Annotated in this window: 17 protein-coding genes; 9 read left to right on the top strand and 8 right to left on the bottom strand. The window is 65.8% G+C overall.

What is annotated here, in order from left to right; translation table 11 throughout:
- Positions 1-151 precede the first annotated feature (151 nt).
- From GAK28_RS18395 to GAK28_RS18385, 3 genes are all read left to right on the top strand, one after another.
- Positions 152-1,798 (top strand): ATP-binding protein, encoded by a 1,647-nt coding sequence (locus tag GAK28_RS18395; protein WP_291782662.1) that lies wholly within the window; start codon positions 152-154, stop codon positions 1,796-1,798.
- Between the two features lie 67 nt (positions 1,799-1,865).
- On the top strand, positions 1,866-3,275 hold the full coding sequence (locus GAK28_RS18390; protein ID WP_291782659.1) for a sigma-54 dependent transcriptional regulator: 1,410 nt from the start codon (positions 1,866-1,868) through the stop codon (positions 3,273-3,275).
- A 79-nt stretch (positions 3,276-3,354) separates the two neighbouring features.
- On the top strand, positions 3,355-4,527 hold the full coding sequence (locus GAK28_RS18385; RefSeq protein ID WP_291782657.1) for a M23 family metallopeptidase: 1,173 nt from the start codon (positions 3,355-3,357) through the stop codon (positions 4,525-4,527).
- A 54-nt stretch (positions 4,528-4,581) separates the two neighbouring features.
- On the opposite strand, the gene GAK28_RS18380 is transcribed toward GAK28_RS18385, so the two are convergent.
- The 4 genes from GAK28_RS18380 to GAK28_RS18365 all read right to left on the bottom strand — a co-directional run bounded on the left by GAK28_RS18380 (position 4,582) and on the right by GAK28_RS18365 (position 10,987).
- Positions 4,582-6,123 (bottom strand): hybrid sensor histidine kinase/response regulator, encoded by a 1,542-nt coding sequence (locus tag GAK28_RS18380; RefSeq protein ID WP_291782655.1) that lies wholly within the window; start codon positions 6,121-6,123, stop codon positions 4,582-4,584.
- A 31-nt stretch (positions 6,124-6,154) separates the two neighbouring features.
- Complete coding sequence (locus GAK28_RS18375; RefSeq protein ID WP_291782652.1) at positions 6,155-6,604, bottom strand: response regulator; 450 nt, start codon at positions 6,602-6,604, stop codon at positions 6,155-6,157.
- Entirely contained in the window at positions 6,601-8,397 is a 1,797-nt protein-coding gene (locus GAK28_RS18370) for an ATP-binding protein (protein WP_291782651.1), read from the bottom strand. The genes GAK28_RS18375 and GAK28_RS18370 overlap by 4 nt, the downstream gene beginning before the upstream one ends.
- Positions 8,398-8,638: 241 nt before the next feature.
- The gene (locus tag GAK28_RS18365; protein ID WP_291782649.1) at positions 8,639-10,987 is read right to left on the bottom strand and encodes a GH92 family glycosyl hydrolase; all 2,349 of its coding nucleotides are present in this window, start codon (positions 10,985-10,987) and stop codon (positions 8,639-8,641) included.
- A 169-nt stretch (positions 10,988-11,156) separates the two neighbouring features.
- Between GAK28_RS18365 and GAK28_RS18360 the strand changes: the two genes are divergently transcribed.
- The 4 genes from GAK28_RS18360 (at position 11,157) to GAK28_RS18345 (ending at position 15,821) form a co-directional block, all read left to right on the top strand.
- On the top strand, positions 11,157-12,206 hold the full coding sequence (locus GAK28_RS18360) for a LacI family DNA-binding transcriptional regulator (RefSeq protein ID WP_291782647.1): 1,050 nt from the start codon (positions 11,157-11,159) through the stop codon (positions 12,204-12,206).
- A 114-nt stretch (positions 12,207-12,320) separates the two neighbouring features.
- Complete coding sequence (gene fucP, locus GAK28_RS18355; RefSeq protein ID WP_291782790.1) at positions 12,321-13,550, top strand: L-fucose:H+ symporter permease; 1,230 nt, start codon at positions 12,321-12,323, stop codon at positions 13,548-13,550.
- Between the two features lie 73 nt (positions 13,551-13,623).
- Complete coding sequence (locus tag GAK28_RS18350; protein WP_291782644.1) at positions 13,624-14,604, top strand: carbohydrate kinase; 981 nt, start codon at positions 13,624-13,626, stop codon at positions 14,602-14,604.
- Positions 14,601-15,821, top strand: coding sequence for an AGE family epimerase/isomerase (locus tag GAK28_RS18345; RefSeq protein WP_291782641.1), 1,221 nt, complete (start codon positions 14,601-14,603; stop codon positions 15,819-15,821). The genes GAK28_RS18350 and GAK28_RS18345 overlap by 4 nt, the downstream gene beginning before the upstream one ends.
- Before the next feature lie 205 nt (positions 15,822-16,026).
- Here GAK28_RS18345 and GAK28_RS18340 read toward each other — a convergent pair whose 3' ends face one another.
- From GAK28_RS18340 to GAK28_RS18330, 3 genes are all read right to left on the bottom strand, one after another.
- On the bottom strand, positions 16,027-17,931 hold the full coding sequence (locus GAK28_RS18340; RefSeq protein ID WP_291782788.1) for a CocE/NonD family hydrolase: 1,905 nt from the start codon (positions 17,929-17,931) through the stop codon (positions 16,027-16,029).
- A gap of 163 nt (positions 17,932-18,094) precedes the next feature.
- The gene (locus tag GAK28_RS18335; RefSeq protein WP_291782638.1) at positions 18,095-18,343 is read right to left on the bottom strand and encodes a hypothetical protein; all 249 of its coding nucleotides are present in this window, start codon (positions 18,341-18,343) and stop codon (positions 18,095-18,097) included.
- Positions 18,344-18,847: 504 nt separating this feature from the next.
- A complete protein-coding gene (locus GAK28_RS18330; protein ID WP_291782636.1) occupies positions 18,848-19,726 on the bottom strand; it encodes an EamA family transporter in 879 nt (292 codons plus the stop codon).
- Between the two features lie 178 nt (positions 19,727-19,904).
- On the opposite strand from GAK28_RS18330, the gene GAK28_RS18325 reads away from it, so the two are divergent.
- Complete coding sequence (locus tag GAK28_RS18325; protein WP_291782633.1) at positions 19,905-21,032, top strand: aminotransferase class I/II-fold pyridoxal phosphate-dependent enzyme; 1,128 nt, start codon at positions 19,905-19,907, stop codon at positions 21,030-21,032.
- Between the two features lie 36 nt (positions 21,033-21,068).
- Here GAK28_RS18325 and GAK28_RS18320 read toward each other — a convergent pair whose 3' ends face one another.
- Positions 21,069-21,929: an aldo/keto reductase family oxidoreductase gene (locus GAK28_RS18320; protein ID WP_291782630.1), complete on the bottom strand. Its 861-nt coding sequence runs from the start codon at positions 21,927-21,929 to the stop codon at positions 21,069-21,071.
- Between the two features lie 118 nt (positions 21,930-22,047).
- Here GAK28_RS18320 and GAK28_RS18315 point away from each other — a divergent pair, with 118 nt between their 5' ends.
- Positions 22,048-22,929, top strand: a complete 882-nt coding sequence (locus tag GAK28_RS18315; protein ID WP_291782786.1) for a LysR family transcriptional regulator — start codon at positions 22,048-22,050, stop codon at positions 22,927-22,929.
- Positions 22,930-22,940: the final 11 nt, after the last annotated feature.

The following is a 22,940-nucleotide window of genomic DNA, read 5'->3' as shown; positions in this document are numbered from 1 at the left end:
AATGAAAGGGGCGCGGGCCGCATTCGCTGGCGCATGGTGGTCCGCCGCGGGGGGCCCGCCTGCCGCCGACGCGTGTTGCCGGGCGGTTTCCGGCGCCTATACTGAGGGTCACCTCCGGCCTTTCGGAGCTGCCAGTGGAGAGAATCGCATCGTGTCCACGCCCGCGCCGCCGACGGTAGCCCGATCCAGCCCGACGCAGGCCGCGGCCCGCCACGAACTCTTCTTTTTCAACTACTTCCGGCTCGGACAGGCCGCGGTATATACCGCCCTGGCGTTCCGTCCGGAGCATATGGCGTGGCCCGCCCTGCCCGATCCGCTGCTGGCCCGCCTGATGGGCATGGCCTACCTGCTGGCGGCCCTGGTCATGGTGGCCCGGACCCGGCAGTCGCTGCACCGCCCCACCCTGATCGTCTCGGCCGGCCTGGTCCTGGACATCGTGGCCGCCCTGCTGGCCCTGGTGCTGATGCACGACGTGCGCATGGGCGTCTCCATGATGCTGGCGGTGAACATCGCCACCGGCGCCCTGCTGCTGCCCCTGCGCCTGTCCATGTTCTTCGCCGCCCTGGCCACCCTGGGGATGCTCGGCCACTCCGTCTTCGACATCGCCGACGCCCAGGACACCTCCGACCGCGAACTGGTCGAGTACGGCCTATTCGGCGCGGCCTATTTCGCCTGCGCGTCGCTTTGCTACATGCTCGGCCGCAACATCCGGGCGTCGGAGGCCCTGGCCGAACAGCGCGGCATCGACCTGGCCAACCTCGCCCAGGTCAACGAGCTGATCATCCGGCGCATGAAGACCGGCGTGCTGCTGGTGGACGAGAGCAACCGCATCCACCAGCTCAACGAATCCGCGTGGATGCTGATGGGCAATCCGTCGGCCGACCAGCGCGACCTCGGCACCCTGGCCCCCGAACTGTCCCGACGGCTGTACCACTGGCGCACCTCGGGCAAGCTCGACGAAAGCGCCACCACGCTCGCCGACGGCACGCCCGAGGTGGTCCCGCGCTTCTCGCGCCTCGCGGCCAATGACGACTCCCACGTGCTGATCTTCCTCGACGACACCTCGCTGCTGTCGCGACGGGCGGAAGAACTTACGCTCAGCTCATTGGGCCGCCTGTCCGCGTCGATCGCCCACGAGATCCGCAATCCGCTGGCGGCGATCCACTACTCGGCGCAGTTGCTCGCCGAATCCACCGACATGAACGACACCGACCTGCGCATGGTCGAGATCATCAACAACCACTGTGCGCGGCTCAACGAAATCATCGAGAACATCCTCCAGCTGTCGCGCCGCGAGCGCTCGCGCCCCGAGACCCTCGATCTCAGCAAGTGGGTGCACCACTTCGTCGCGGAGTACCGCCAGGGTAACGACCTGGGCAACGACATCCTCCGCGCCGTCTCGGGCAGCGAACCCGTCGCCGCCGTGGCCGATCCGCAGCACCTCCAGCAGGTGATCTGGAACCTGGTACAGAACGCTCTCCGCTACGGGCGCATCCCCGGTGAACCCGCCCGCGTGATGGTCGTGGCACGGCATTCGGAAGCCGGCGTGCCTACCCTGGAAGTGATTGATCGCGGCCCGGGCATTCCGCCGAAGGTGGCCGCGCAGATCTTCGAGCCGTTCTTCACCACCCACGAGTACGGCACGGGACTGGGCCTGTACCTTGCCCGGCAGATGAGCGAAGCCAACCAGGCCGCGCTTGAATACGTGCGCGTAGCGGGCGGTGGAAGCTGCTTCCGACTCAGCCTGACCCCGCCGGCCCGAAGCGTCGGCATGGCGCCGTTGGCGGCCCGGGCGTGACTTCCGCCCTTTGCCTGAACGGCCGGGGCGGTTACATTGGGCGCCTTCACGGAACCTCTCGGACCCCATGAGCAAGCAGACCGTACTCGTCATCGACGATGAGCGGGACATCCGCGAGTTGCTGACCATCACCCTCGGCCGCATGGAACTCGCTGTCGATGCCGTGGGCAGTGTCAGCGAGGCGCGGGCCGCGCTGGGAGCGCGTCGCTACGACCTGTGCTTCACCGACATGCGGCTGCCTGATGGCAGCGGCCAGGAAATCATCGAACTCATTGCCGCCACCCACCCGGACATGCCGGTGGCGATGATCACCGCCTACGGCAACGTGGACGCGGCCGTGAACGCCCTCAAGGCCGGCGCCTTCGACTTCGTTTCCAAGCCCGTCGACATCCAGTTGCTGCGCCGCCTGGTGCGCACGGCCCTGCGCCTGTCCGAAGAGCGCAAGGCCGAAGCCGGCGCCAACAAGCCGGCCCCGGGGGCGGACCGCCTGATCGGCGACTCGCCGGTCATGGCCGAGGTCCGCACGAAGATCGCCAAGCTGGCCCGCAACCAGGCCCCGGTCTACATCGCCGGCGAATCGGGTGTGGGCAAGGAGCTGGTGGCGCGACTGATCCACGAACTGGGCCCCCGCTCCGCCGGTGCCTTCGTGCCGGTGAACTGCGGTGCCATTCCGTCCGAACTGATGGAGAGCGAATTCTTCGGCCATCGCAAGGGCAGCTTCACCGGTGCCCACGCCGACAAGGAAGGCCTGTTCCAGGCCGCCCAGGGCGGCACGTTGTTCCTCGACGAAGTGGCCGAGCTGCCCCTGCACATGCAGGTGAAGCTGTTGCGTGCCATCCAGGAAAAAGCCGTGCGCCCGATCGGCGGTCGCGACGAGATCCCCGTCGATGTCCGTATCCTTTCCGCTACGCACAAGAATCTTGCCGCGCTCGTTGAGCAGGGCCTGTTCCGCCAGGACCTGTTCTATCGCATCAATGTGATCGAACTGCGCGTACCGCCGCTGCGCGAACGCCGTGGCGACGTTCCGAAGCTGGCCGATTTCATCCTGCGTCAGCTCGCGACCGAAGCCGGCACGACGCCGAACCGACTCAAGCCCGATGCCCTCGCCGCGCTGGAGGCCTACCAGTTCCCCGGCAACGTGCGCGAGTTGGAGAACATCCTCGAACGCGCCATGGCCATGTGCGAAGGCGAGTCCATCGAGGCCGACGACCTGATGCTGCCCCAGCGCAGCACGGCCACGCCGACGCCCGTCACCACGCCGGATCTGGCTTCACCGGTCGTTGTCCCGGCCGCGGCACCCGCCCCGCTTCCTGTCGGTGCCGACGGCTCGCTGGAGGATTACATCTCCAATATCGAGCGCGACACGATCATCAAGGCGTTGGAAGAGTCCCGTTACAACAAGACCGCCACCGCCAAGAAACTCGGCATCACGTTCCGTGCGCTGCGCTACAAGCTGAAGAAACTCGGCATCGATTGATGCCGTCCGGTTTTCTGTAGGAGCGCGCTTGCGCGCGATCGCGCGCAAGCGCGCTCCTACCATGCAAGGGGAAGCCACCATGAAGCCGCCTTACCGTGCCACGCTCGCACGGGGCATCGCGCTATGCGCATGCCTCGCTTTCGCCTGTCCAGCCATCGCCACGACGCCGGCCCCGGTGGATGCCCGCGTTCCCTTCGCACCGACACCCTTTCGCGGCACCGACGACACCGAGCATCTCGCCTACGAGTTGCACGTCGGCAACTACTACGGCGACACCGGGCCGCTGGTTCCCGAGTCACTCGATGTCGTCGACGAGCAGGGGCATACCCTGCTCCACCTCGACCAGGCGGGGGTCGCCGCGGCGATACGCCCCGCGCCGGACGACGGCAAGCCGCCCGTGATCGCGGCGGGAAAGCGCGCGGTGCTCTTCGTGTGGATCACGTTGCCCGAGGGTATCCACCCGCATGCCCTCCACCATCGGATGGCCTTCACCGATGAGCGGCGGCAGGTGTCGTCGCTTGACGGCGTCGCCGTCACGGTGCGGGATATCGAGCCCTTGCGGCTAGGCCCTCCCCTGCGCGGCGGCCAGTGGCTCGCCCACGAAGGGCCGGGCAACGCGCACTCGCACCACTGGGGCAGCCTCGTCGCGGTGAACGGCTTCCTGACCATTCCACAGCGTTACGCGCTCGACTTTGTCGGCATCGACGCCAAGGGACGTGCCTTTCGTCCGGTGAAGGATATCCACGCGACCCGGCATGCCGACTGGTACGGCTACGGCGTACCCGTGCTTGCCGTCGCCGACGCGACCGTGGTCGCCATGCGCGACGGGCAGGACGAGCACACGCCGCTGGAGCCACAGCCCGAACCGCCGGCGCTATCTCTGGACGGGCTGTTCGGCAATTACGTCGTGCTCGATCTGGGTGGCGGACGGTACGCGGGATACGCGCACCTGCAAAAAGGCAGCGTCAAGGTGAAGGTCGGCGACCGGGTGACCCGTGGACAGACGATCGGCGCACTGGGCCAGTCGGGCAATTCCGCCGCGCCGCACCTGCATTTCCAGGTAGCCGACGCCATGGCGTTCGAAGGTTCCGAGGGCGTGCCTTATGTCTTCGACCGGCTCGATGTCCATGGACCGGAAAGCGAGGGCCAACTGTTCGGCATGGGCGATCCGTGGAAGGCCGCACCGGTGAAGCATGTTGCCGATGAGCTGCCCTTGAGCGACACGGTCGTTTCGTTTCCGGCCTCGCATTAACCCTGTAGGAGCGCGCTTGCGCGCGACCGCGCGCAAGCGCGCTCCTACATCCGATCAGGCGCCTTCCAGCGCCTCGCGAACCTTACGAAGAAGCGCCCGCGACTGGATCGGTTTTTCCAGCACATGCAAGCGTTCGAGCTGCGGCAGCTCATCGAGATTCGGAGGCGAATCGGGACGCGCCAGCAGCAGCACTGCACCGGTATAACCGTGCTCCAACAACGCCGCGAGCGTACGCACGCCGGTGAACAGGTTCATGTCCGCATCCATCACCACCAGATCGGGCACGCCATGCGCCTCGATCCATTGCAGCGCGGCGGTACCGCTCTGGCTCGCACCCGCCTGGTAGCCATAGGCATCCAGCGTATCGGCCAGCAACGATAGCTGCGTGGCTTCTTCCACCACCACGAGCACACGCTCGGCCTCGCCCTGGAGGGAAGCCTCCATCACCAGCGGATCGCCGTGTTCGTCATGCTCCACGTTCAACGGCAGGTAAAGATGGAACTGCGTGCCCTCGTCCTGGCGACTACGTACGCGCATGAGGCCGCCGTGGCTGGCAACGATGCGCTTGCAGGAAAGCAGGCCGAGACCCGTTCCCGTGTCCTTGGTGGTGAAGAACGGCTCGAAGAGACGCTGGAGCACCTCGGCCGTCATGCCGACGCCCGAGTCCATCACCGACATGCGCAGGTAGCGACCAGGAGCGGTGGATTCACCTTCGGCGAAGAAATCCTCCGCCAGGGTCACCTGCGCCGTCTCGATCCGTAGCGTGCCACCGTCCGGCATCGCCTGGATGGCATTGAGGCAGAGGTTCAGCAGGCACTGCTGCAATTCGGTGTGGTTGCCCTCGAAGGCGATCTCCGGATCGACGACGTCCACTTCCATCGCGACGTTGCGTGGCACGCTGCCCTGCATGAGCAACTTGAGCGCGTCGAGCAAGGCGCCAAGGCGTACCTGTTCGGCACGACGCGCGCCACGCGCGAACAACAGCATGGACGAGACCATCTCCAACCCGCGCCGTCCGCAGTCGCGGACCAGCGCACCGAGCCGGGCCAGGCGCGGGTCGTCGGCATAGTCTTCCAGCGTATCGCCGGCCAGCAGCAGCGGTTGCAACAGGTTGCGCAGGTCGTGGCTGAGGCCGCCAGCGAGTAACGCGAGGCTTTCGAAGCGCTGGGCGCGGATGAGTTCCTGTTCGGCGCGCATGCGCCCTGCCTGCTCTTCCGCTTCGCGCAGCGCACGACGTACCGCGGACGCAAGCCGCGCGGTGTTCTGCTTGAGGATGTAGTCCGTGGCGCCGTTGCGCAGCGCCTCGATCGCGGCTTCCTCGCCGAGCGTCGCGGAAATGAAGATGAAGGGAATATCCGCCGTGCGTCCGCGCAGCAGTTCCAGCGCGCGTTCGCCACTGAACACCGGCATGCTCAGATCGGACAGCACGATATCCGGCCGGAACGTATCCAGGGCATCCAGATAGGCCCCTTCGTCGTCAACCAGCCGGACTTCGTAGTCGAGTCCGTCGTGATCCAGTTCCGTCAATACCAACTCAGCATCGAGGGGGCTGTCCTCGACCTGGAGAATCCTGACCTTATGACCTTGAGCGCTCATATCGACCCTGTCCCTTCCTGCGGCCCGGCGCTCAGCCGCCTTCCGGCCGCTGGTTCAGCACAGCCCAGAAGTGGCCGAGCGTCTGGACGGCATGGAAGAACTGGGTGACATCGACCGGCTTCAACACATAGGCATTCACGCCCAGATTCCAGCTACGGGCGAGATCGCTCTCCTCACGCGACGACGAGAGGATCACCACCGGTAGACGCTTCCAGCGTTCTTCGCTACGGATTTCCTGGAGAACCTCCAGGCCATCCTTGCGCGGCATCTTGATGTCGAGAAGGATGACGGACGGGTCGCCCTCGTCGCGGTTCGCGTAGGCGCCACGGCGATGCAGCCAGTCAAGGCAATCCACGCCGTCTTCCAGGTGCACGATCGGGTTGGCGAGCTTGGCCTCGCGAAGCGCGTCGATGGCCATTTCGGCATCGGCCATCGAGTCTTCGACAAGGAGGATGGTGCGCAGTTTTTCGCGCTGGTTCATGAGTCACCCGTTCTGGCGCCCGGTAGATCGGAAGCCGGCAAAGAAAAATGGAAGGTGGCGCCGCGGTCGGTTTCGCCCTCGGCCCAGGTCCGCCCTCCATGGCGGGCGACGATGCGTCGCACGTTGGCAAGGCCGATGCCGTTGCCGGGAAATTCTGAGGCGCGATGCAGGCGCTGGAAGACACCGAATAGCTTGCCGGCGTACTGCATATCGAAGCCCGCGCCGTTGTCGCGGACGAAGAATTCGTAGTCGCCGGCCGGCAGGCGATCGAGGCCCACCTCGATCTGCGCCAGCTCGCGGTTGCCCGTGTACTTCACGGCATTGCCCAGCAGGTTCTGCCAGACGGTGCGCAGCATGTTTTCGTCGCCGACCACGATCGGCATCGGGGCGATACGCCATTCGATGCGCCGATCGCGCGTGTCGGTCTCGACCAGCGCACGGGCCTCCTCCACCAGAGACTGCATGTCCACCGGCTGCAGGCGCAATGCGCCGCGCCCGAGGCGGGAGAAGACCAGCAGGTCGTCGATCAGCTGCGCCATGCGCCGCGACGAACTGCTGATGACATCGATGTAGTGGCGAACGCGATCGTCGGCCTGGTCGCCAAGCTGGGTTTCCAGCTTGCCGGCAAAGCCGGAAATATGGCGCAGCGGCGCACGCAGATCGTGCGACACCGAATAGCTGAAAGCTTCCAGCTCGCGGTTCACGTCGGAGATCTGCTCCACCTTGCCTTCAAGCTGGCGGTTCAGTTCGGAGACCTTCTGCTCCACCAGCGCGCGGGCGGTGATGTCGCTGACCGTGAGCAGCAGCGCCGGACGGTCGCTGTCGGGCTGTTCGATGCGACGCGCGTTAATGACCACGAAGCGATCCACGCCATCGACCGTGCGCTGGGTCAGCTCGTAATCCCACAGCTCGCGATCGCGCGCCACCACGTCGTTCAGGCGCTGGAGCAACGCGGAGTCGTTCCAGGCGCCGTCGCCGATCTCGTTCAGCGGCGGGTTCTTGCCACCCTCCGGATCGAAACCGTAGAGCTCGCCGAATGCCGTGTTGACCAACAGCGTGCGCAGGTCGCCATCGAGCATGGCGATGGGCTCGCGGACGGCCTGCACGATTAGCTGCGAGCGCTGCACGGCTTCGGCGACCTTGGATTCCGCCGCGAGACGGATGGATATCTGCCGCTCGGAGACCACCACGACGATGCATAGCAGCACGACTTGCGCCAGCGCGGCCACCAGCAGCACCAGGCGGTTGTTGGCGGCAAGCTTCTCGGCCTGCTCGCGGCGATCGGTCAGCAGTTTCGACTCTTCGTCGAGCAACTGGCGCACCTGCTCGCGGAACGGGAACAGCAGTCGGGCGTCTTCCATGGAAGCAAAGGCGCCATCGCGGTCGCCGGCCTTCAGTCGCTGGAGGGCCTGGTCGGTCAGCACCATGCGCCCATTGGCGATAGATTCGATCGCGCCGAGTCGGGTGAGCTGTTCGGCGTTGTCGCGCGTCATGGTGCGCAGCGTCGCGATGATGCCGGGGATGGTCTGCCGCGGTGCCAGCGCGCGTTCTTCGAGGGCCGTATCGGCCGGCGAGCCGGCCAGGCGGGCGAACATGGCCGCCTCGCTGCTGCGCAGGATGGCGTCGAGGCGATAGACGCTGGCCTTGATGTCGGCCGTGTGGGTGACCCAGTCGCGCGAGTTGAGGGCGTCTTCGGTGCTGGCGCGGGTGACCACGTAAGGCAAGGCCACGATGACGAGCACGGCGGCAAGCAGGCCGACGAGTCGCCAGCGTAATCCGATGCGTTCGATCATGCGTTCGTCATCCCCACGACGACTCCTGCCCGGTTAAGGGCTCTCATTGTAGACGGGTATGGCATCGGGACGGTGCAATCGCTTCCGGACGGCGCTGAAAACAAAGGCGGGCGCGCTACCCCCGCACCGCCGGCCGGTCTAGCCTGCCGGTCGGTGCTTAGGTAGCGCACCCGCCCCATGGAATCCCGCCTTAATGCCCAAGGCCCCGTGAAGGACCTGTGACGGCGGCGAGAAATCCCTTTCAGTTCGCCGACTTGCTCATCGAGTAAGGCAGCGCGTCGGCACCGGTCGCCCAGTCCTTTGCCGGCGTGGCCTGCATCGAGAAATGCAGTTCGCCGCCCGCGACGATCTCCTCGTGGCGGACGAAAGTGCGGTTCAGCGGCTGGCCGTTGAGGGTCACCTTGCCCACGTACGGATGCTTCGCGTCGAGGTGGTCGGCGGAGACGGTGAAGCGCTTGCCGTTCTGCAGGTTGAGCGTGGCCTTCTCGACGAACGGACGACCAATCACGTACTGGTTGCTGCCCGGCGCCACCGGGTAGAAGCCCAGCGCAGTGAAGATGTACCAGGCCGACATCTGGCCGAGATCGTCGTTGCCCACGAGGCCGGTCGGCGTCGGCGCGTACTGGGTCTTCATGATCTGAGTCAGGCGCTCCTGGGTTTTCCAGGGCTGGCCGGCGTAGTCGTACAGGTAGGCCACGTGGTGGCTCGGCTCGTTGCCGTGGGCATACCAGCCGATCAGGCCGGTGATGTCTTCGACATGGGCGAACGACTTCGGATCGACCTTCGCGTCGAACACCTCGTCGAGCTTTTTCACGAAGGCGTCGTTGCCGCCGAGGTCGGCGATCAGCGCCGCGACGTCCTGCGGCACATACCAGGAATACTGCCAGGCGTTTCCTTCGGTGTAGTCGCTGCCGTAGGCCGCCGACGACGGATCGAACGGTTCGCGGTAGTTGCCGTCGCTCTTGCGAGCGCGGAGGAAGCCGGTCTTCGTGTCGAAGCTGTTCTTCCAGTTGCCCGCGCGCTTCATGAAGGTGGCCGCCACGTCGTCCTTGCCCATGGCCTTGGCCATCTGGGCGAGCGACCAGTCGTCGAAGGCGTATTCGACGGTCTTGGACGCCGACTCCGGCTGGTGGTCGATCGGCACGTAGCCGAGCTTCATGTAGTCATCCAGGCCACCGTACGGGCCATACGTGGCGCTCGCCACCATGGCCTCCAGGGCCTTGTTCGCGTCGTAACCGCGGATGCCCTTCATATAGGCATCGGCGATCACCGGCACCGCGTGGTAGCCGATCATGCACCAGGTCTCCATGCCCTGGTACGCCCACACGGGCAGGATGCCGAACGGGCTGGCCTCGCGGGAGGCGAGCAGCGAGCTGACAAAGTCGTTGCTCTTTTCCGGTTCCAGCAGGGTCATCAGCGGCTGCTGGGCGCGGTAGACGTCCCACAGCGACCAGGTGGAGTGGAAATCGAAGCCCTTGGCCGTGTGCACCTGGTTGTCGGGGCCGCGGTACTGGCCGTTGACGTCCATCGACAGGGTCGGCGAGAGCATGGCGTGGTAGAGCGCCGTGTAGAACGTCTTGCGATCCTGCGCGGGGGCGTCGAGGTCGACGACCGACAGCGCCTTCTCCCACTGCTGGCGCGCTTCGGCACGGCGAGCGTCGAAGTCGAAGCCGGCACCGTCCTGGTCGAGGTTGGCGATGGCGTTCTCCTCGCTGACGGACGAGATCGCCACCTTGACCACCAGCGGCTTGCCGAGGTCGCCGAAGTCGAACACGCCTTCCAGCGCACGACCGCTCATACCGTCGGTATCCGTGGCACGGTTGCCCGGGCCGCCGAAGCCCTTGTAGGGGATGTTCTCTTCGCGGTTTTTCAGGCTGCGCGACACCAGCGGCTGGTTGAAGCGCATGGCGAAGTAAAGCTGGCGACCCGGCGCCCAGCCGCGCGTGGTGCGGCCGCCGGTCACCGTGCCATCCGTGCGCACGCGCAACGACGACCACAGCACCTTGCCGTCGTAGTCGTAGATGCTCGGGCGCAGGTCGAGCAGCAGGTGGGCCGGCTTGCCCTTGGGGAAGGTGTAGCGGTGCCAGCCCACGCGACGGCCGGCCGTCAGTTCGGCCCGCACGCCATAGTCGGCCAGGGTGACCGCGTAGTAACCTGCCTCCGCTTTTTCGCTCGCGTGATCGAAGCGCGAGCGGTAACCGCTGCCGGGCTGGTCGGGCGTACCCGGATCCAGCTTCACGTCACCGGCGATGGGCATGACGAGAATGTCGCCCAGGTCGGAATGGCCGCTGCCGGAGAAATGCGTATGCGAGAAACCCAGAATGCTCGTATCGCCGTACTGGTAGCCGGCCGCCCATTTGTACGCGTGCTTGAAGTCCGGCATGGCCGTGTCCGGCGAGAGCTGGACCATGCCGAAGGGCACCGTGGCACCGGGGAAGGTATGGCCGTCGCCGCCCGTACCGATCATGGGGTCTACCGCCGCATAGGCGCTGGATGCCTTGCCAGCCGGGGCCGCGAAGGCCAGGGCAGGAAGGGCAAGGGACAGGGCCGCGGCCAGCAGGCCTCGGTGCAGACGGGACGGACTCGACATCGGTGGTACCCCTCGGTTGGACACGTCGTATCGGGTCACGATCATTTGGATCGTGACAAACGCTCTGAAAGTAGCAAAGATGCCGCAGCCTCGCATGTTGCAGTGCGTGATGCATCCCTGACACCGGCGAGCGATCATCGCCCGGTTTAGATCGTTTGAAGGAGTAACGATGCCGAGGTCCACCCCGCAGCGCCGCAAGGTCACGCTAGCTGATATCGCCCTTGGATGCGATGTATCGCGTGCCACCGTCTCGTTGGTGCTGCGAGGCAGCCCGCTGGTCAACTCCGCCACCCGGGCCCGGGTGGAGGCCGAACTGAAACGCCAGGGTTATGTCTATAACCGGGCCGCGGCCAACCTGCGCCGGCGCACGTCGTCCAGCATCGGCCTGGTCGTCAACGACCTGGGCAACCCCTTCTTCGCCGAATTCGCGGCCGGGGCCGACGAGGCCCTGGCCAGCGCCGGCTACGTCACCCTGCTGGGCAATACCGGCGAATCGCCGGAGCGCCAGCAGGCCGTGCTCACCTCCCTGGTCGAACACGGACCGGCCGGCATCATCCTGTCGCCTGCCGAAGGCAGCGATGGCGAGCGGGTGCTTTCCGCCGTGGGCATGCACACGCCGCTGCTGGTCTTCAACCGCGAGCTGCCGGACGACGACGGCACCCATCGCTGGGACACCCTGGAGATGGACAACGAGCACGGCGCCCGCCTGGCTACGGAACACCTCATCGGCCTGGGCCACCAGCGCATCGCCTTCTTCGGCGGCCACCGCGACTCCAGCTCGGTGGAACAGCGCCGCCGCGGCTACCTGAGCGCCATGAAAGACGCCGGATTGCCCGTGGAACCGATCTGGCTGATCGAAAGCGCCCCCACGCGCCTGGAAGCCGCCCGCCAGACCGGTGCCCTCTTCGCCCGCGACCCCGCACCGACGGCCGCGGTCTGCTACAACGACGCCGTCGCGCTGGGCCTCATGCTCGGCCTGACCCGACGCGGCCGCCGGCCGGGCGAGGATTTCGCCCTCACCGGCTTCGACGACGTCGCCGAGGCGTCGGTCTGCGTGCCGCCCCTGACCACCATCGCGGTCGACCCGCGTGGCCTGGGCCGACGCAGTGCCGAACTCATCCTGCAACGATTGGGCAATCCCGAGACCGATACGGCCTATACGATCGCCCCCGTCCGACTGGTGGTGCGCGAAAGCAGCTGCCAGCCGGTTTCACCCTGACCCACAATGGAGCGCCCCATGGCCACCGGTCCCTCGCCATTGCCCAATGCATCGTCGTCCGCGACGGACTCGGGCGACACCCGCTACACCTACTTCCCGCTTGCGCTCGGCGTGATGACGACGATCTTCTTCATGTGGGGCTTCCTCACGTGCTTGAACGACATCCTCATTCCGCACCTGAAGGCCGTGTTCGAACTGAACTACGCCCAGGCCATGCTGATCCAGTTCACGTTCTTCGGCGCGTATTTCATCATGTCGCTGCCGGCCGGCCGGCTGGTGGCCGCGCTGGGCTACAAGAAGGGCATCGTCGCGGGCCTGATCATCGCGGGCATCGGTGCGGCGCTGTTCTGGCCCGCCGCCGGCATGCGCGTGTATGGCTTCTTCCTCGCCGCGCTGTTCATCCTGGCCACCGGCATCACGGTGCTCCAGGTCGCCGCCAACGCCTACGTCGCCCTGCTCGGTCCGGAGCGCACCAGCTCCAGCCGCCTCACGCTGGCGCAGGCGCTGAACTCGTTCGGCACCTTCCTGGCCCCGTTCTTCGGCGGTTTCCTGATCCTCTCCAACGAGGTCAAGAGCAGTGCCGACATCGCCAAGCTCAACGCCGCCGAGCAGATCACCTACCGCGCGCATGAAGCCAGCGCCGTGCAGGGCCCGTACATCGGCCTGGCCGTCGTGCTGGTGCTGCTGGCGATCGGCGTGTACCTGTTCAACCTGCCCGCGCTGCAGGAGACCACCGAGAAAGCCGACGACGGCCACCACTCGCTGATGGACGCCCTGAAGACCCCGCACGTGTTCTTCGGCGTGCTCGGCATCTTCTTCTACGTGGGTGGCGAGGTCTTGATCGGCAGCTTCATGATCAACTACCTGCAGTTGCCGGAGATCGGCAACATGACGGGCGAGGTCGCCGCCAGCCACGTGGCGTTCTACTGGGGTGGCGCGATGGTCGGCCGCTTCATCGGCTCGGCCCTGCTGGCCAAGTTCTCGCCGCGCAAGCTGCTGGCCGTGTTCGCCGTGATCAACGCGCTGCTGGTGATCACCACCATGAGCACCACCGGCACGGTCGCCGTGTACAGCATCGTCGCCATCGGCCTGTTCAACTCGATCATGTTCCCGACGATCTTCTCGCTGGGCATCGAGCGCATGGGTCCGCTGACCGGCAAGGCCTCGTCGCTGCTGATCATGGCCATCGTGGGCGGCGCGCTGATTCCCTGGATTCAGGGCGTGGTCGCCGACTCCATCGGCGTGCAGCACGCGTTCTTCATCCCGCTGATCTGCTACGGCTACATCCTGTTCTACGGCCTGAGCGGCTCGAAGATCCGCAATCTTCCCGTCGCCACCCGCTGATCCATCCGCATGACGGCGACCGGCCCACGTGCCGGTCGCCGCGTTTTTTCCATCCTCGCCCCAAGGACACGCCGTGTCTTCCATCCTCTGCTTCGGCGAGGCGCTGATCGATTTCCACGCACAGCCCCAGGGCGGCGCCGGTCAGCCTCCCGCCTTCGTTCCGTTCGCCGGCGGCGCTCCCGCCAATGTCGCCGTCGCCGCCGCCCGCCTCGGTGGGCAAGCCCGTTTCGCCGGCATGCTCGCCCGTGACATGTTCGGCGACTTCCTGCTCAAGAGCCTCACCGACCTCGATGTCGGCACCGAGGACGTCGCCCGCACCGACGAGGCGCGCACCGCGCTGGCTTTCGTCGCGCACGACGACAAGGGCGATCGCAGCTTCAGCTTCTACCGCCCGCCGGCGGCCGACCTGCTGTTCCGCCCCGAACACTTCCGTACGAACGCGTTCGACAACCTCGCCGTGTTCCACGTCTGCTCCAACTCGCTGACCGAGGCCGACATCGCCGCCACCACGGTGGAAGGCATGCGCCGTGCCCGCGCCGCGGGCGCACTGGTCAGCTTCGACATGAACCTGCGCCCAGCCCTGTGGCCGAAGGGCGAGGACCAGCTTCCGCGCCTGTGGGAAACCCTGTCCGAAGCCGACGTCATCAAGCTCAGCGGCGAGGAATTCGCCGTGGTGCACGAAGGCGCGGGTTCCGACGAGGCCGTGCTTGACCGCCTGTGGAAGGGTCACGCCCGCCTGCTGCTCGTCACCGACGGCGCCGAGCCGATGCGCTGGTTCACACGCACCGCCAAGGGCGTCATCAAGGGCTACTCGGTCGATGCCGTCGATACGACGGCCGCCGGTGACGCCTTCGTGGGCGGCCTGCTCGCCCGCGTGGCCGCCGAAGGCATCACCGTCGACAAGCTCGACGCGCTGGTCGCCGACCAGGACCGCCTCACCGACCTCATTCGTTTCGCCGCCGCCTGTGGCGCGATCACCGCCACCCGCAAAGGCTCGTTCACCGCCATTCCCGACCAGGCCGAAGTAAAGGCCTTCATGGAGAAGCACGCATGACGAACGTACCCCTTCCCGATTTCCATTCCGTCGATGTCCTGCGCGACCACGTCGCGAAGACCATGGCCTTCTACAAGCCGCACGAAGTCGACAAGGCCGGCGGCTTCTTCCAGTACTTCAAGGACGACGGCTCGGTCTACGACCACAGCCACCGCCACTTGGTGTCGAGCACGCGCTTCGTGTTCAACCACGCCATGGCCTACCTCGAGTTCAAAAAGCCCGAGGACAAGGAACTGGCGATGCACGGCCTGAAGTACCTGCGTGACGTACACCGCAATCCGGAAACCGGCGGTTACGCCTGGACGATCCGCGACGGCAAGCCCGAAGACCAGATGAACCACTGCTACGGCCTGGCCTTCATGCTGCTGGCCTATTCGTGCGGCGTGAAGGTGGGCTTCGACGAAGCCCGCGCCTGGCAGGGCGAGATCTGGGACCTGCTCGAAAAGCGTTACTGGGAGCCGGACTACGGCCTGTACCGCGACGAGGCCGACAAGGACTGGAACTTCACCGGGTACCGCGGCCAGAACGCGAACATGCACATGACCGAGGCCATGATCGCCGCGTGGGAAGCCACGAAGGAAGATCGCTACCTCGACCGCGCCCTGCTGCTCGCCGAGCACATGACCCAGCGCCAGGCCGCGCTCACCGAACAGAAGCTGGTGTGGGAGCACTACCACCAGGACTGGACGGTCGACCTGAAGTACAACCTCGACAACCCGAAGCACCTGTTCCGCCCGTGGGGCTTCCAGCCGGGCCACCAGACCGAGTGGGCCAAGCTGCTCATGATGCTCGAGCGCTACACCAAGGGCACGCCGCGCCATAAGGCATGGCTCGTCCCGACGGCGAAGCACCTGTTCGACGTCGCGCTCGACAAGGCCTGGGACAAGGAATTCGGCGGCATCGCCTACGGCTTCGCGCCGGAAGGCGAGGTCTGCGACGACGACAAGTATTTCTGGGTGCAGGCCGAATCGCTCGGCGCCGCGCAGCTGCTGTTCGAGACCACCGGCGAGAAGCAGTACGACGAGTGGTACGAGAAGATCTGGGCGTACAGCTGGGAGCACTTCGTCGACCATAAGTACGGCGCGTGGTACCGCATCCTCAAGCGGAACAACGAGAAGTACGACGACGAGAAGAGCCCGGCCGGCAAGACCGACTACCACACCATGGGCGCCTGCTATGAAGTGATGGCGTCGCTGCGTCGGATGCAGGGCAAGTAAGTCCGCAAAAAACGACGGGCCGGCAAACTGCCCGCCCGTCGTTCCAGCGAACGCTGGAACCCAGCGCCCCGGTTTGCCAGTAGACACGACCACGCCGCGTCGGCTTGTGTGTAGGCGACCCTCTCGCTAAAACCCACTTGATCGCACTGGGTCCCTGCTTTCGCAGGGACGACGTGAGGGATAGATGGGGAATCGCAACCTTGAATCAGTGGCTCTCGACCACCGGCAACTCGATCGCGCTCGCCTGCCCCGGCGTATGCCACACCTGCTGGGTCGCCTTCACGTAGTCCGTCGGCTTCGCGAAGAAGATGTTCGGCACGAAGGTCTGCGGATTGCGGTCGTACAGCGGGAACCAAGACGACTGCACCTGCACCATCACTCGATGACCCGGAAGGAAGGTGTGGTTCACCGTGGGCAGGCCGAAGCGGTACTGCAGCGGCGTGTTAGGCGTCAGCGCTTTCGCATCGGAGAAGCTTTCGCGATACCGACCGCGGAAGATGTCCATCGACACGCTCAGCTCGTAGCCGCCCATCGTCGGCGTGGTGGCATCGGTGTCGGGATAGACATCGATGAGCTTCACCACCCAGTCGCTGTCCGTGCCGCTGGTGGATGCATACAGGTTGACCTGCGGCGCACCCGCGACACGCAGCGGCGCCTTCAGCGGCTCGGTGACATAGGTGAGTACGTCCGGACGGCCGTCAACGAAGCGCTGGTCCTGCACCAGCCATGTCGTCCACGACTGGCGATCGGCAAAGTGTACGGGACGCGGCACGTAAGGCACCGGCTTGGCCGGATCGGACACGTACTCGTCGTACTTCGCGGCGTCCGCGGCCGGCGCGTTGAACGACAGGCCGCCGTTGGCTTCCAGGTATAGCGGCTTGGTGGCCTTGGCCTGCGGCCATGACGTAAAGCGATCCCAGTGATTTTCACCCGTGTTGTAGATGAAGACCGGCGGCGTCTTCGCCTTCGGCGCGCCGTCCACCAGGTACTGGTTGAAAAACGGCAGCAGCACGTCGCGACGGAACTGCAACGCGGTGTCGCCATCCCAGTTCAACGCGCCCAGCGAGGCGCCACCATAGTTCACCTGGCTATGCCGCCACGGCCCCATCACGAGGTAGTTCATCGTGTTGGTGGTGTCCTTCGGTTCCACGGCTTCGTAGCTGTGGATCGCGCCCCACATGTCCTCCTGGTCCCACAGGCCCTGGATCCACATCGTGGGCACCTTGAGCGGCTGCTTCGCCATGACCTTGTCGAGCGCCTGGCCCTGCCAGTACGCATCGTAGGCGGGGTGCTCGCTGAGCTTGCGCCAGTACGGCAGCGCGTCGATGCCGGTGGCGCGCGCGTAATCGCCTGCGGAACCCGCACGCAGGAAATTGGTGTAATCGTCATAGCCCTGGCGCTGCGCAGGGGAGCCCTTGCCGCGCATCGTGGTCTGGCCGGTGAAGTAATCGAAGTTGGTCTGGCGATAGGCACCGTAATGGAACCAGTCGTCGCCCATCCAGCCGTCCACCATGGGGCTTTCCGGTGCGGCGACCTTGAGTGCCGGATGCGGATTGACCAGCGCCATGACCACGGTGAAGCCTTCGTACGACGAGCCGAGCATGCCGACCTTGCCGTTGGATTCGGGCACGTTCTTCACCAGCCAGTCGATGGTGTCGTAGGCGTCGGTGGAGTGATCGACCTTGGTGTCGTTGAGCGGACCGCGCAACGGACGGGTCATCACATAATCACCCTCGGAGCCGTACTTGCCGCGCACGTCCTGGAAGACCCGGATGTAACCGGCGTCGACGAAGACCTCGTCACCCTGCGGCATCAGGTTGCGCATGGTGGGGCCGTCGATGCGCTGGGTGCGGCCATCGGCATCGTAGGGGGTACGGGTCAGCAGGATCGGCGCGCGATGCGCGTTCCTGGGGATCACGATGACGGTATGCAGCTTCACGCCGTCGCGCATGGGGATCTCGACGACGCGCTTGACGTAGTCGTTGGCGCTGGTGGAAGCCGTATAGGTCACCGGGATGTCCGGCGTCATCGGCGCGATCTGCGCCTGGGCGAAAGAAGAAGCCGCGGCCAGGGACAAGGCGAGCATGGCGGGCAACGGGCGTAGGGTCATCGACATGGGCGTTTCCTGCTGTTCTGGGACGAAACCCTCCTAGCCTGCCCGAAGCTGAACGCCACCACCAACGTCATACGTCATGCCCTTGTCATTCTCCGAACGACGAGCAACAAAAAACCCACCGGACCCGCGAGGGCCCGGTGGGTTCGGATGAGGCGTATTACTGCTGGCCGGCAGTCGAAGCAGCGGCCGGAGCAGCGGTGCCAGCGGCAGCCGGAGCGGCGGTCGAGGCAGCAGCCGGAGCTTCGGCGGCCGGAGCGGCAGCCGGGGCGGTCGAAGCAGCAGCCGGGGCGGCAGCGGCGGTCGAGGCGGCGGCCGGAGCGTTGTTGGCCGAGTCGTCGCTCTTGTTGCAGCCCGAGAGCATGGCGGCGGCGGCGAAAGCAAGGACGGTGATCGAAGCGAGCTTCATGGGGTTACTCCTCATTCGTTATTTATGGGTGCAAGCGCGGCATTGGTACCCCTCGGGACGATGGGCCCTCCACGGCTTTTGCCGCGCCTGCTGGCAGATCAATGTAACACCCCTGGGCGTCCCCGCCGAAAAGCGCAGACGCAAAGGATCCACAACGTGAAGCGAGCCCTGCCGCTAGGGCTGGACGCGTTCACGTATATTTTCAGAGGAATCGCGTCGCCGCGCACGCGGGCGTCACGTCTTCTTGTCATCCTCAAGTGGCGCTTTATACCCCGAATCGAGGTCGTCTGTGAAGATAGGCCCTTGCCGAAAGGCCGGCAATAAGGTCAACCATACGGACAGGTACGATCCGCATGCCGTTTTCGCGTCACGCGATCCCCTGGTATCGGCGTGACCGGGCGATGACATGGGGCCGCCTGAACGGGTGGCCGTCCTGCGAAACGGTAGCGAGAGTTGCCACGTCTGGGTTGCGAATTATCGGGTCGGATTCCGCCGTTTCGCCCGTCAACCCGCCATTTCCGCTGCCGCTGGCCTCGCGCGGCTGGCCGTGACCGTGCTGCCAATGGACGCAATCACCACGAAGCCGATGGCCAGCCATTGCCCCGCGTCGAGGTGCTCTCCCAGCAAAAGCATCGCCAGCAGGGAGGCGACCGCAGGCTCAAGACTCACCATCACGCCGTAGGTTTCGCTGGGCAGCCGCTTGAGCGCCATCATCTCCAGGGACATCGGGATGGCGCTGGACACGATCGCGACCCCGACACCGGCCAGCAGGATGGTCGGGTCGAGCAGGCTGGCGCCGGCATGCGCCACGCCATAGGGCACGACCACCACGCTGGCGACCACCAGCCCGAGCGACACCGACTGACCGGCATGCAGATGTCCGGCCCGTTTGCCCGACAGGATATAGAGCGCCCAGCAGACGGCGGCCCCGAGGGCGAACAACACGCCCACGCGATCCAGCGGACTGTCGTGGGCCAGTGGCAGCAGCATCAGCAACCCTGTCACCGCGCAGGCCAGCCAGAGGAAATCGATCGGTCGACGCGACGCGAGCATCGCCACGGCCAGCGGACCACTGAACTCGATCGCCACCGCGATGCCGAACGGGATGGTCCGCAACGCCAGGTAGAAGAGCAGGTTCATGACGCCCAGGGCGAAGCCATAGCGGATCACCGAGATGGCGTCAGGGCGCGACAACGGCCATCGCCACGGACGCCAGAACAGCAGCAGGACGAGTGCCGAGAAACCAACGCGCAAGGCCGAGGTGCCTTCGGCGCCGATCAGCGGGAACAGCTTCTTGGCGAACGACGTGCCGATGGACAGCGACGTGATGGAACCCAGCACGGCCAAGGCCGGTAGCCAGGTGGAGGTGCGTTGCGTGGTCATCGTGAACCTGTGGAGGAGTCCTGCCTCGACGGACCGTGCGCAGGAAGCGCCGGCCGGGGAACCACAAGATGCCGCCTGGATACGTCGGCCGGCAAGAGGTATCGGCCAGGATGCTGACAATATAGACAATACATCTCATGAAGACATATAGTCTCGAAAAGATCACCAGGCTATCACCGTGACCACCCTCCCCGACTTCCGCCTCGAAACCTACTTCTCGCGCTGGGAATTCGCCGCGCGCTACAACCTCGCCGCCTCCGATGCGCAGAGCATGGGCCTGGGGGAACTGCTGGCCCTGGCCAGCGACGAGGATCGCCTCGCCTTCAAGCACCTGCACCTGGGGTACACGCAGACCTATGGCGCACCGGCGCTGCGCGATGCCATCGCTGGCCTCTATCCGGGCCGCGGGTCGGAAGACGTGCTGTGCTTCGCCGGCGCGGAAGAAGGCATCTATATCGCCATGCGCGTGCTGCTCGAACCCGGCGACCACGCCATCGTGGTCACGCCGAACTACCAGTCGGCGGAAACCGTGCCGCTCGCCATCTGCGAGGTGACCGGCGTGGCGCTCGACCCGGCGGACAACTGGTCGCTCGATATCGACCGAGTCGCCGCCGCCATCCGCCCGAACACCCGGCTGGTCTCGATCAATTTCCCGCACAACCCTACCGGCAAGATCCTCGAACGGGATCGCTTCGACGCCCTGGTCGCGTTGTGCCGTCGGCACGGACTCTGGCTTTTCAGCGACGAGGTCTACCGACCGCTCGGCCCGACCGGCACGGTGCACCTTCCCGCCGCAGTGGAGGTCTACGAGAAAGGCCTGTCGCTAGGCGTGATGTCGAAGGCCTACGGCCTGCCAGGCCTGCGCATCGGCTGGATCGCCTGTCGCGACCACGCGCTGCTGGAACGCATGGAGCGCTACAAGCATTACCTGTCCATCTGCAATTCGGGGCCGTCGGAACAGCTCGCGCTGATCGCGTTGAAGGCGCGCGAGACGATCCTCGCGCGCATTCGTCACGTCATCGACGCAAACCTCGTCCATCTCGACGGATTCTTCGCTCGCTGGGCCGATCGATTCGACTGGCATCGCCCCGATGGGGGGTGCATCGGGTATCCGCGCTATCTCGGCAGCGAAGGCGTCGAGGCCTTCGCTGCCAAGCTTGTCGAGACAAGCGGTGTCCTGTTGCTACCCGCGATCAACTACGTGTCGGCCTTGTCGCCGACACCTACCGATCGCTTCCGTATCGGTTTTGGGAGGGTGGATTGCGCGGAGGCGATCGAAGCGCTGGAGAATCATCTACGCCTGTAGGAGCGCGCTTGCGCGCGATCGCGCGCAAGCGCGCTCCTACAGGGCGTCGAGTTCAACCAATACTTCGCCCGACAACACCAACTCCGCCGCCGCGAGGTTCTCACGCAGGTGAGCCACCGACGAGGTACCCGGAATCAACAGCACGTTGGGCGACCGATGCAGCAGCCAGGCCAACGCCACCTGCATCGGCGTCGCGCCGAGACGCGTCGCCACGCGTGACAGCCCTTCCGACTGCAACGGCGAGAAGCCGCCTAGCGGGAAGAACGGCACATACGCGATACCCATGTCGTTGAGCGCCTCCAGCAATGCATCGTCCGCGCGCTGCACCAGGTTGTACTGGTTCTGCACACAAACCACGGGCGCGATGGCCTGCGCCTCCTCAACCTGCGCCAGCGTGGCGTTGCTGAGCCCGAGATGGCGGATCAGTCCCTTGGCGCGCAGTTCGGCCAGCGCGGTGAACTGCGCTTCGATGGAACCCTCGCTCGGCGCGTGGATGTTGCCCATCACGCGCAGGTTCACCACGTCGAGCACGTCGACGCCGAGGTTGCGCAGGTTGTCGTGCACGCCCTGGATCAGCTGCGCCGGTTCCTGCGCCGGCAGCCACGAGGCGTCGTCGCCACGCGTCGCGCCGACCTTGGTCACGATGGTGAGGTCATCCGGATACGGCGACAGAGCGTCGCGGATGATCCGGTTGGTCACATGCGGACCGTAGAAGTCGCTGGTGTCGATATGGTCCACGCCCGAGGCGATGGCTTCGCGCAGCACGGCCACCGCCGCGGCCGGGTCCTTCGGCGGTCCGAAGACGCCCGGGCCGGCCAGTTGCATGGCGCCGTAGCCCATGCGCTTCACGCGGCGGTCGCCCAGCGACCAGGTGCCGGCTTGGTTGAGATCGGTCATGACTCGCTCCGTCAGTAAGGGACGGAGTGAAGGTAGGGATTGACCCGTCGCTCGATAATCCGGTCGAATCGGCACGGGCCGTACGGAATACCGAACAATGAATGCCGATCCCCAGGACCTGCTCGCCTTCCTCGCCGTCGTCCGCGCGGGCGGTTTCCGGGAAGCCGCCCGCAGTGCGGGCGCTTCCGCCTCCAGCCTGAGCGAGGCGGTCCGACGACTCGAAACGCGGCTTGGCGTACGCCTGCTCAACCGGACCACCCGCAGCGTCGCACCGACCGAAGTCGGTGCCCGTCTCGCGGAGCGCCTCGCCCCGGCGCTTGGCGAAGTGGAGGCCGCCCTGGATATCGTGAACCTCTATCGCGACCGCCCTGCTGGCACGCTACGCCTCAACGTCCCGGCGAATGTATCGCGCACCGTGTTCGCGCCGATCCTGGTGCCCTTCCTCACCACCTACCCCGATATCCGCGTCGAAGTGGTGGTGGAAGACGGTTTCGTCGACCTGATCGCCGCCGGCTGCGACGCCGGCATCCGTTACGACGAGCGTCTGGCGCAGGACATGATCGCGCTGCCCATCGGGCCACGGACGCAACGCTTGCTTACGGCTGCCTCACCGTCCTATCTCGCAGCACGCGGCACGCCGGAACACCCGCGCGACCTGCTTGCTCACGCATGCATGCGCGGCCAGTTCTCTGGAGGGGCCACCCCCGCCTGGGAGTTCGAGCGCGAAGGCGAGATCGTGTTCGTCGATCCTCCCGGCCCCTTGCAGGTACGCCAGGGCGCCGCATTCGACCTGGCCGTGCAGGCCGCCGTGGGAGGGCTCGGCATTGTCCACCTGTTCGAAGACTGGCTCCAGCCGCACATCGACAGTGGTGCGCTGGTGCCGATCCTCCAGGACTGGTGCCAGACGTTCTCCGGGCCGTTTCTCTACTACCCGGGGCGCAAGCACCTTCCGTCACCGCTACGAGCCTTCGTCGACTTCGTGCGGAGTCGTGCCGGCTGACGCCGGATCAC

Source organism: Luteibacter sp., from assembly GCF_009912395.1.
GTDB lineage: Bacteria > Pseudomonadota > Gammaproteobacteria > Xanthomonadales > Rhodanobacteraceae > Luteibacter.
This window is presented reverse-complemented; position numbering and strand designations above follow the sequence as displayed.

Coding starts and splice junctions, on each gene's coding strand:
- GAK28_RS18375 (WP_291782652.1), bottom strand. CDS start 6,604: ATGAACCAGCGCGAAAAACTGCGCACCATCCTCCTTGTCGAAGACTCG.
- GAK28_RS18330 (WP_291782636.1), bottom strand. CDS start 19,726: ATGACCACGCAACGCACCTCCACCTGGCTACCGGCCTTGGCCGTGCTG.
- GAK28_RS18370 (WP_291782651.1), bottom strand. CDS start 8,397: ATGATCGAACGCATCGGATTACGCTGGCGACTCGTCGGCCTGCTTGCC.
- GAK28_RS18365 (WP_291782649.1), bottom strand. CDS start 10,987: ATGTCGAGTCCGTCCCGTCTGCACCGAGGCCTGCTGGCCGCGGCCCTG.
- GAK28_RS18320 (WP_291782630.1), bottom strand. CDS start 21,929: ATGACCGATCTCAACCAAGCCGGCACCTGGTCGCTGGGCGACCGCCGC.
- GAK28_RS18390 (WP_291782659.1), top strand. CDS start 1,866: ATGAGCAAGCAGACCGTACTCGTCATCGACGATGAGCGGGACATCCGC.
- GAK28_RS18345 (WP_291782641.1), top strand. CDS start 14,601: ATGACGAACGTACCCCTTCCCGATTTCCATTCCGTCGATGTCCTGCGC.
- GAK28_RS18335 (WP_291782638.1), bottom strand. CDS start 18,343: ATGAAGCTCGCTTCGATCACCGTCCTTGCTTTCGCCGCCGCCGCCATG.
- GAK28_RS18340 (WP_291782788.1), bottom strand. CDS start 17,931: ATGACCCTACGCCCGTTGCCCGCCATGCTCGCCTTGTCCCTGGCCGCG.
- fucP (WP_291782790.1), top strand. CDS start 12,321: ATGACGACGATCTTCTTCATGTGGGGCTTCCTCACGTGCTTGAACGAC.
- GAK28_RS18385 (WP_291782657.1), top strand. CDS start 3,355: ATGAAGCCGCCTTACCGTGCCACGCTCGCACGGGGCATCGCGCTATGC.
- GAK28_RS18380 (WP_291782655.1), bottom strand. CDS start 6,123: ATGAGCGCTCAAGGTCATAAGGTCAGGATTCTCCAGGTCGAGGACAGC.
- GAK28_RS18360 (WP_291782647.1), top strand. CDS start 11,157: ATGCCGAGGTCCACCCCGCAGCGCCGCAAGGTCACGCTAGCTGATATC.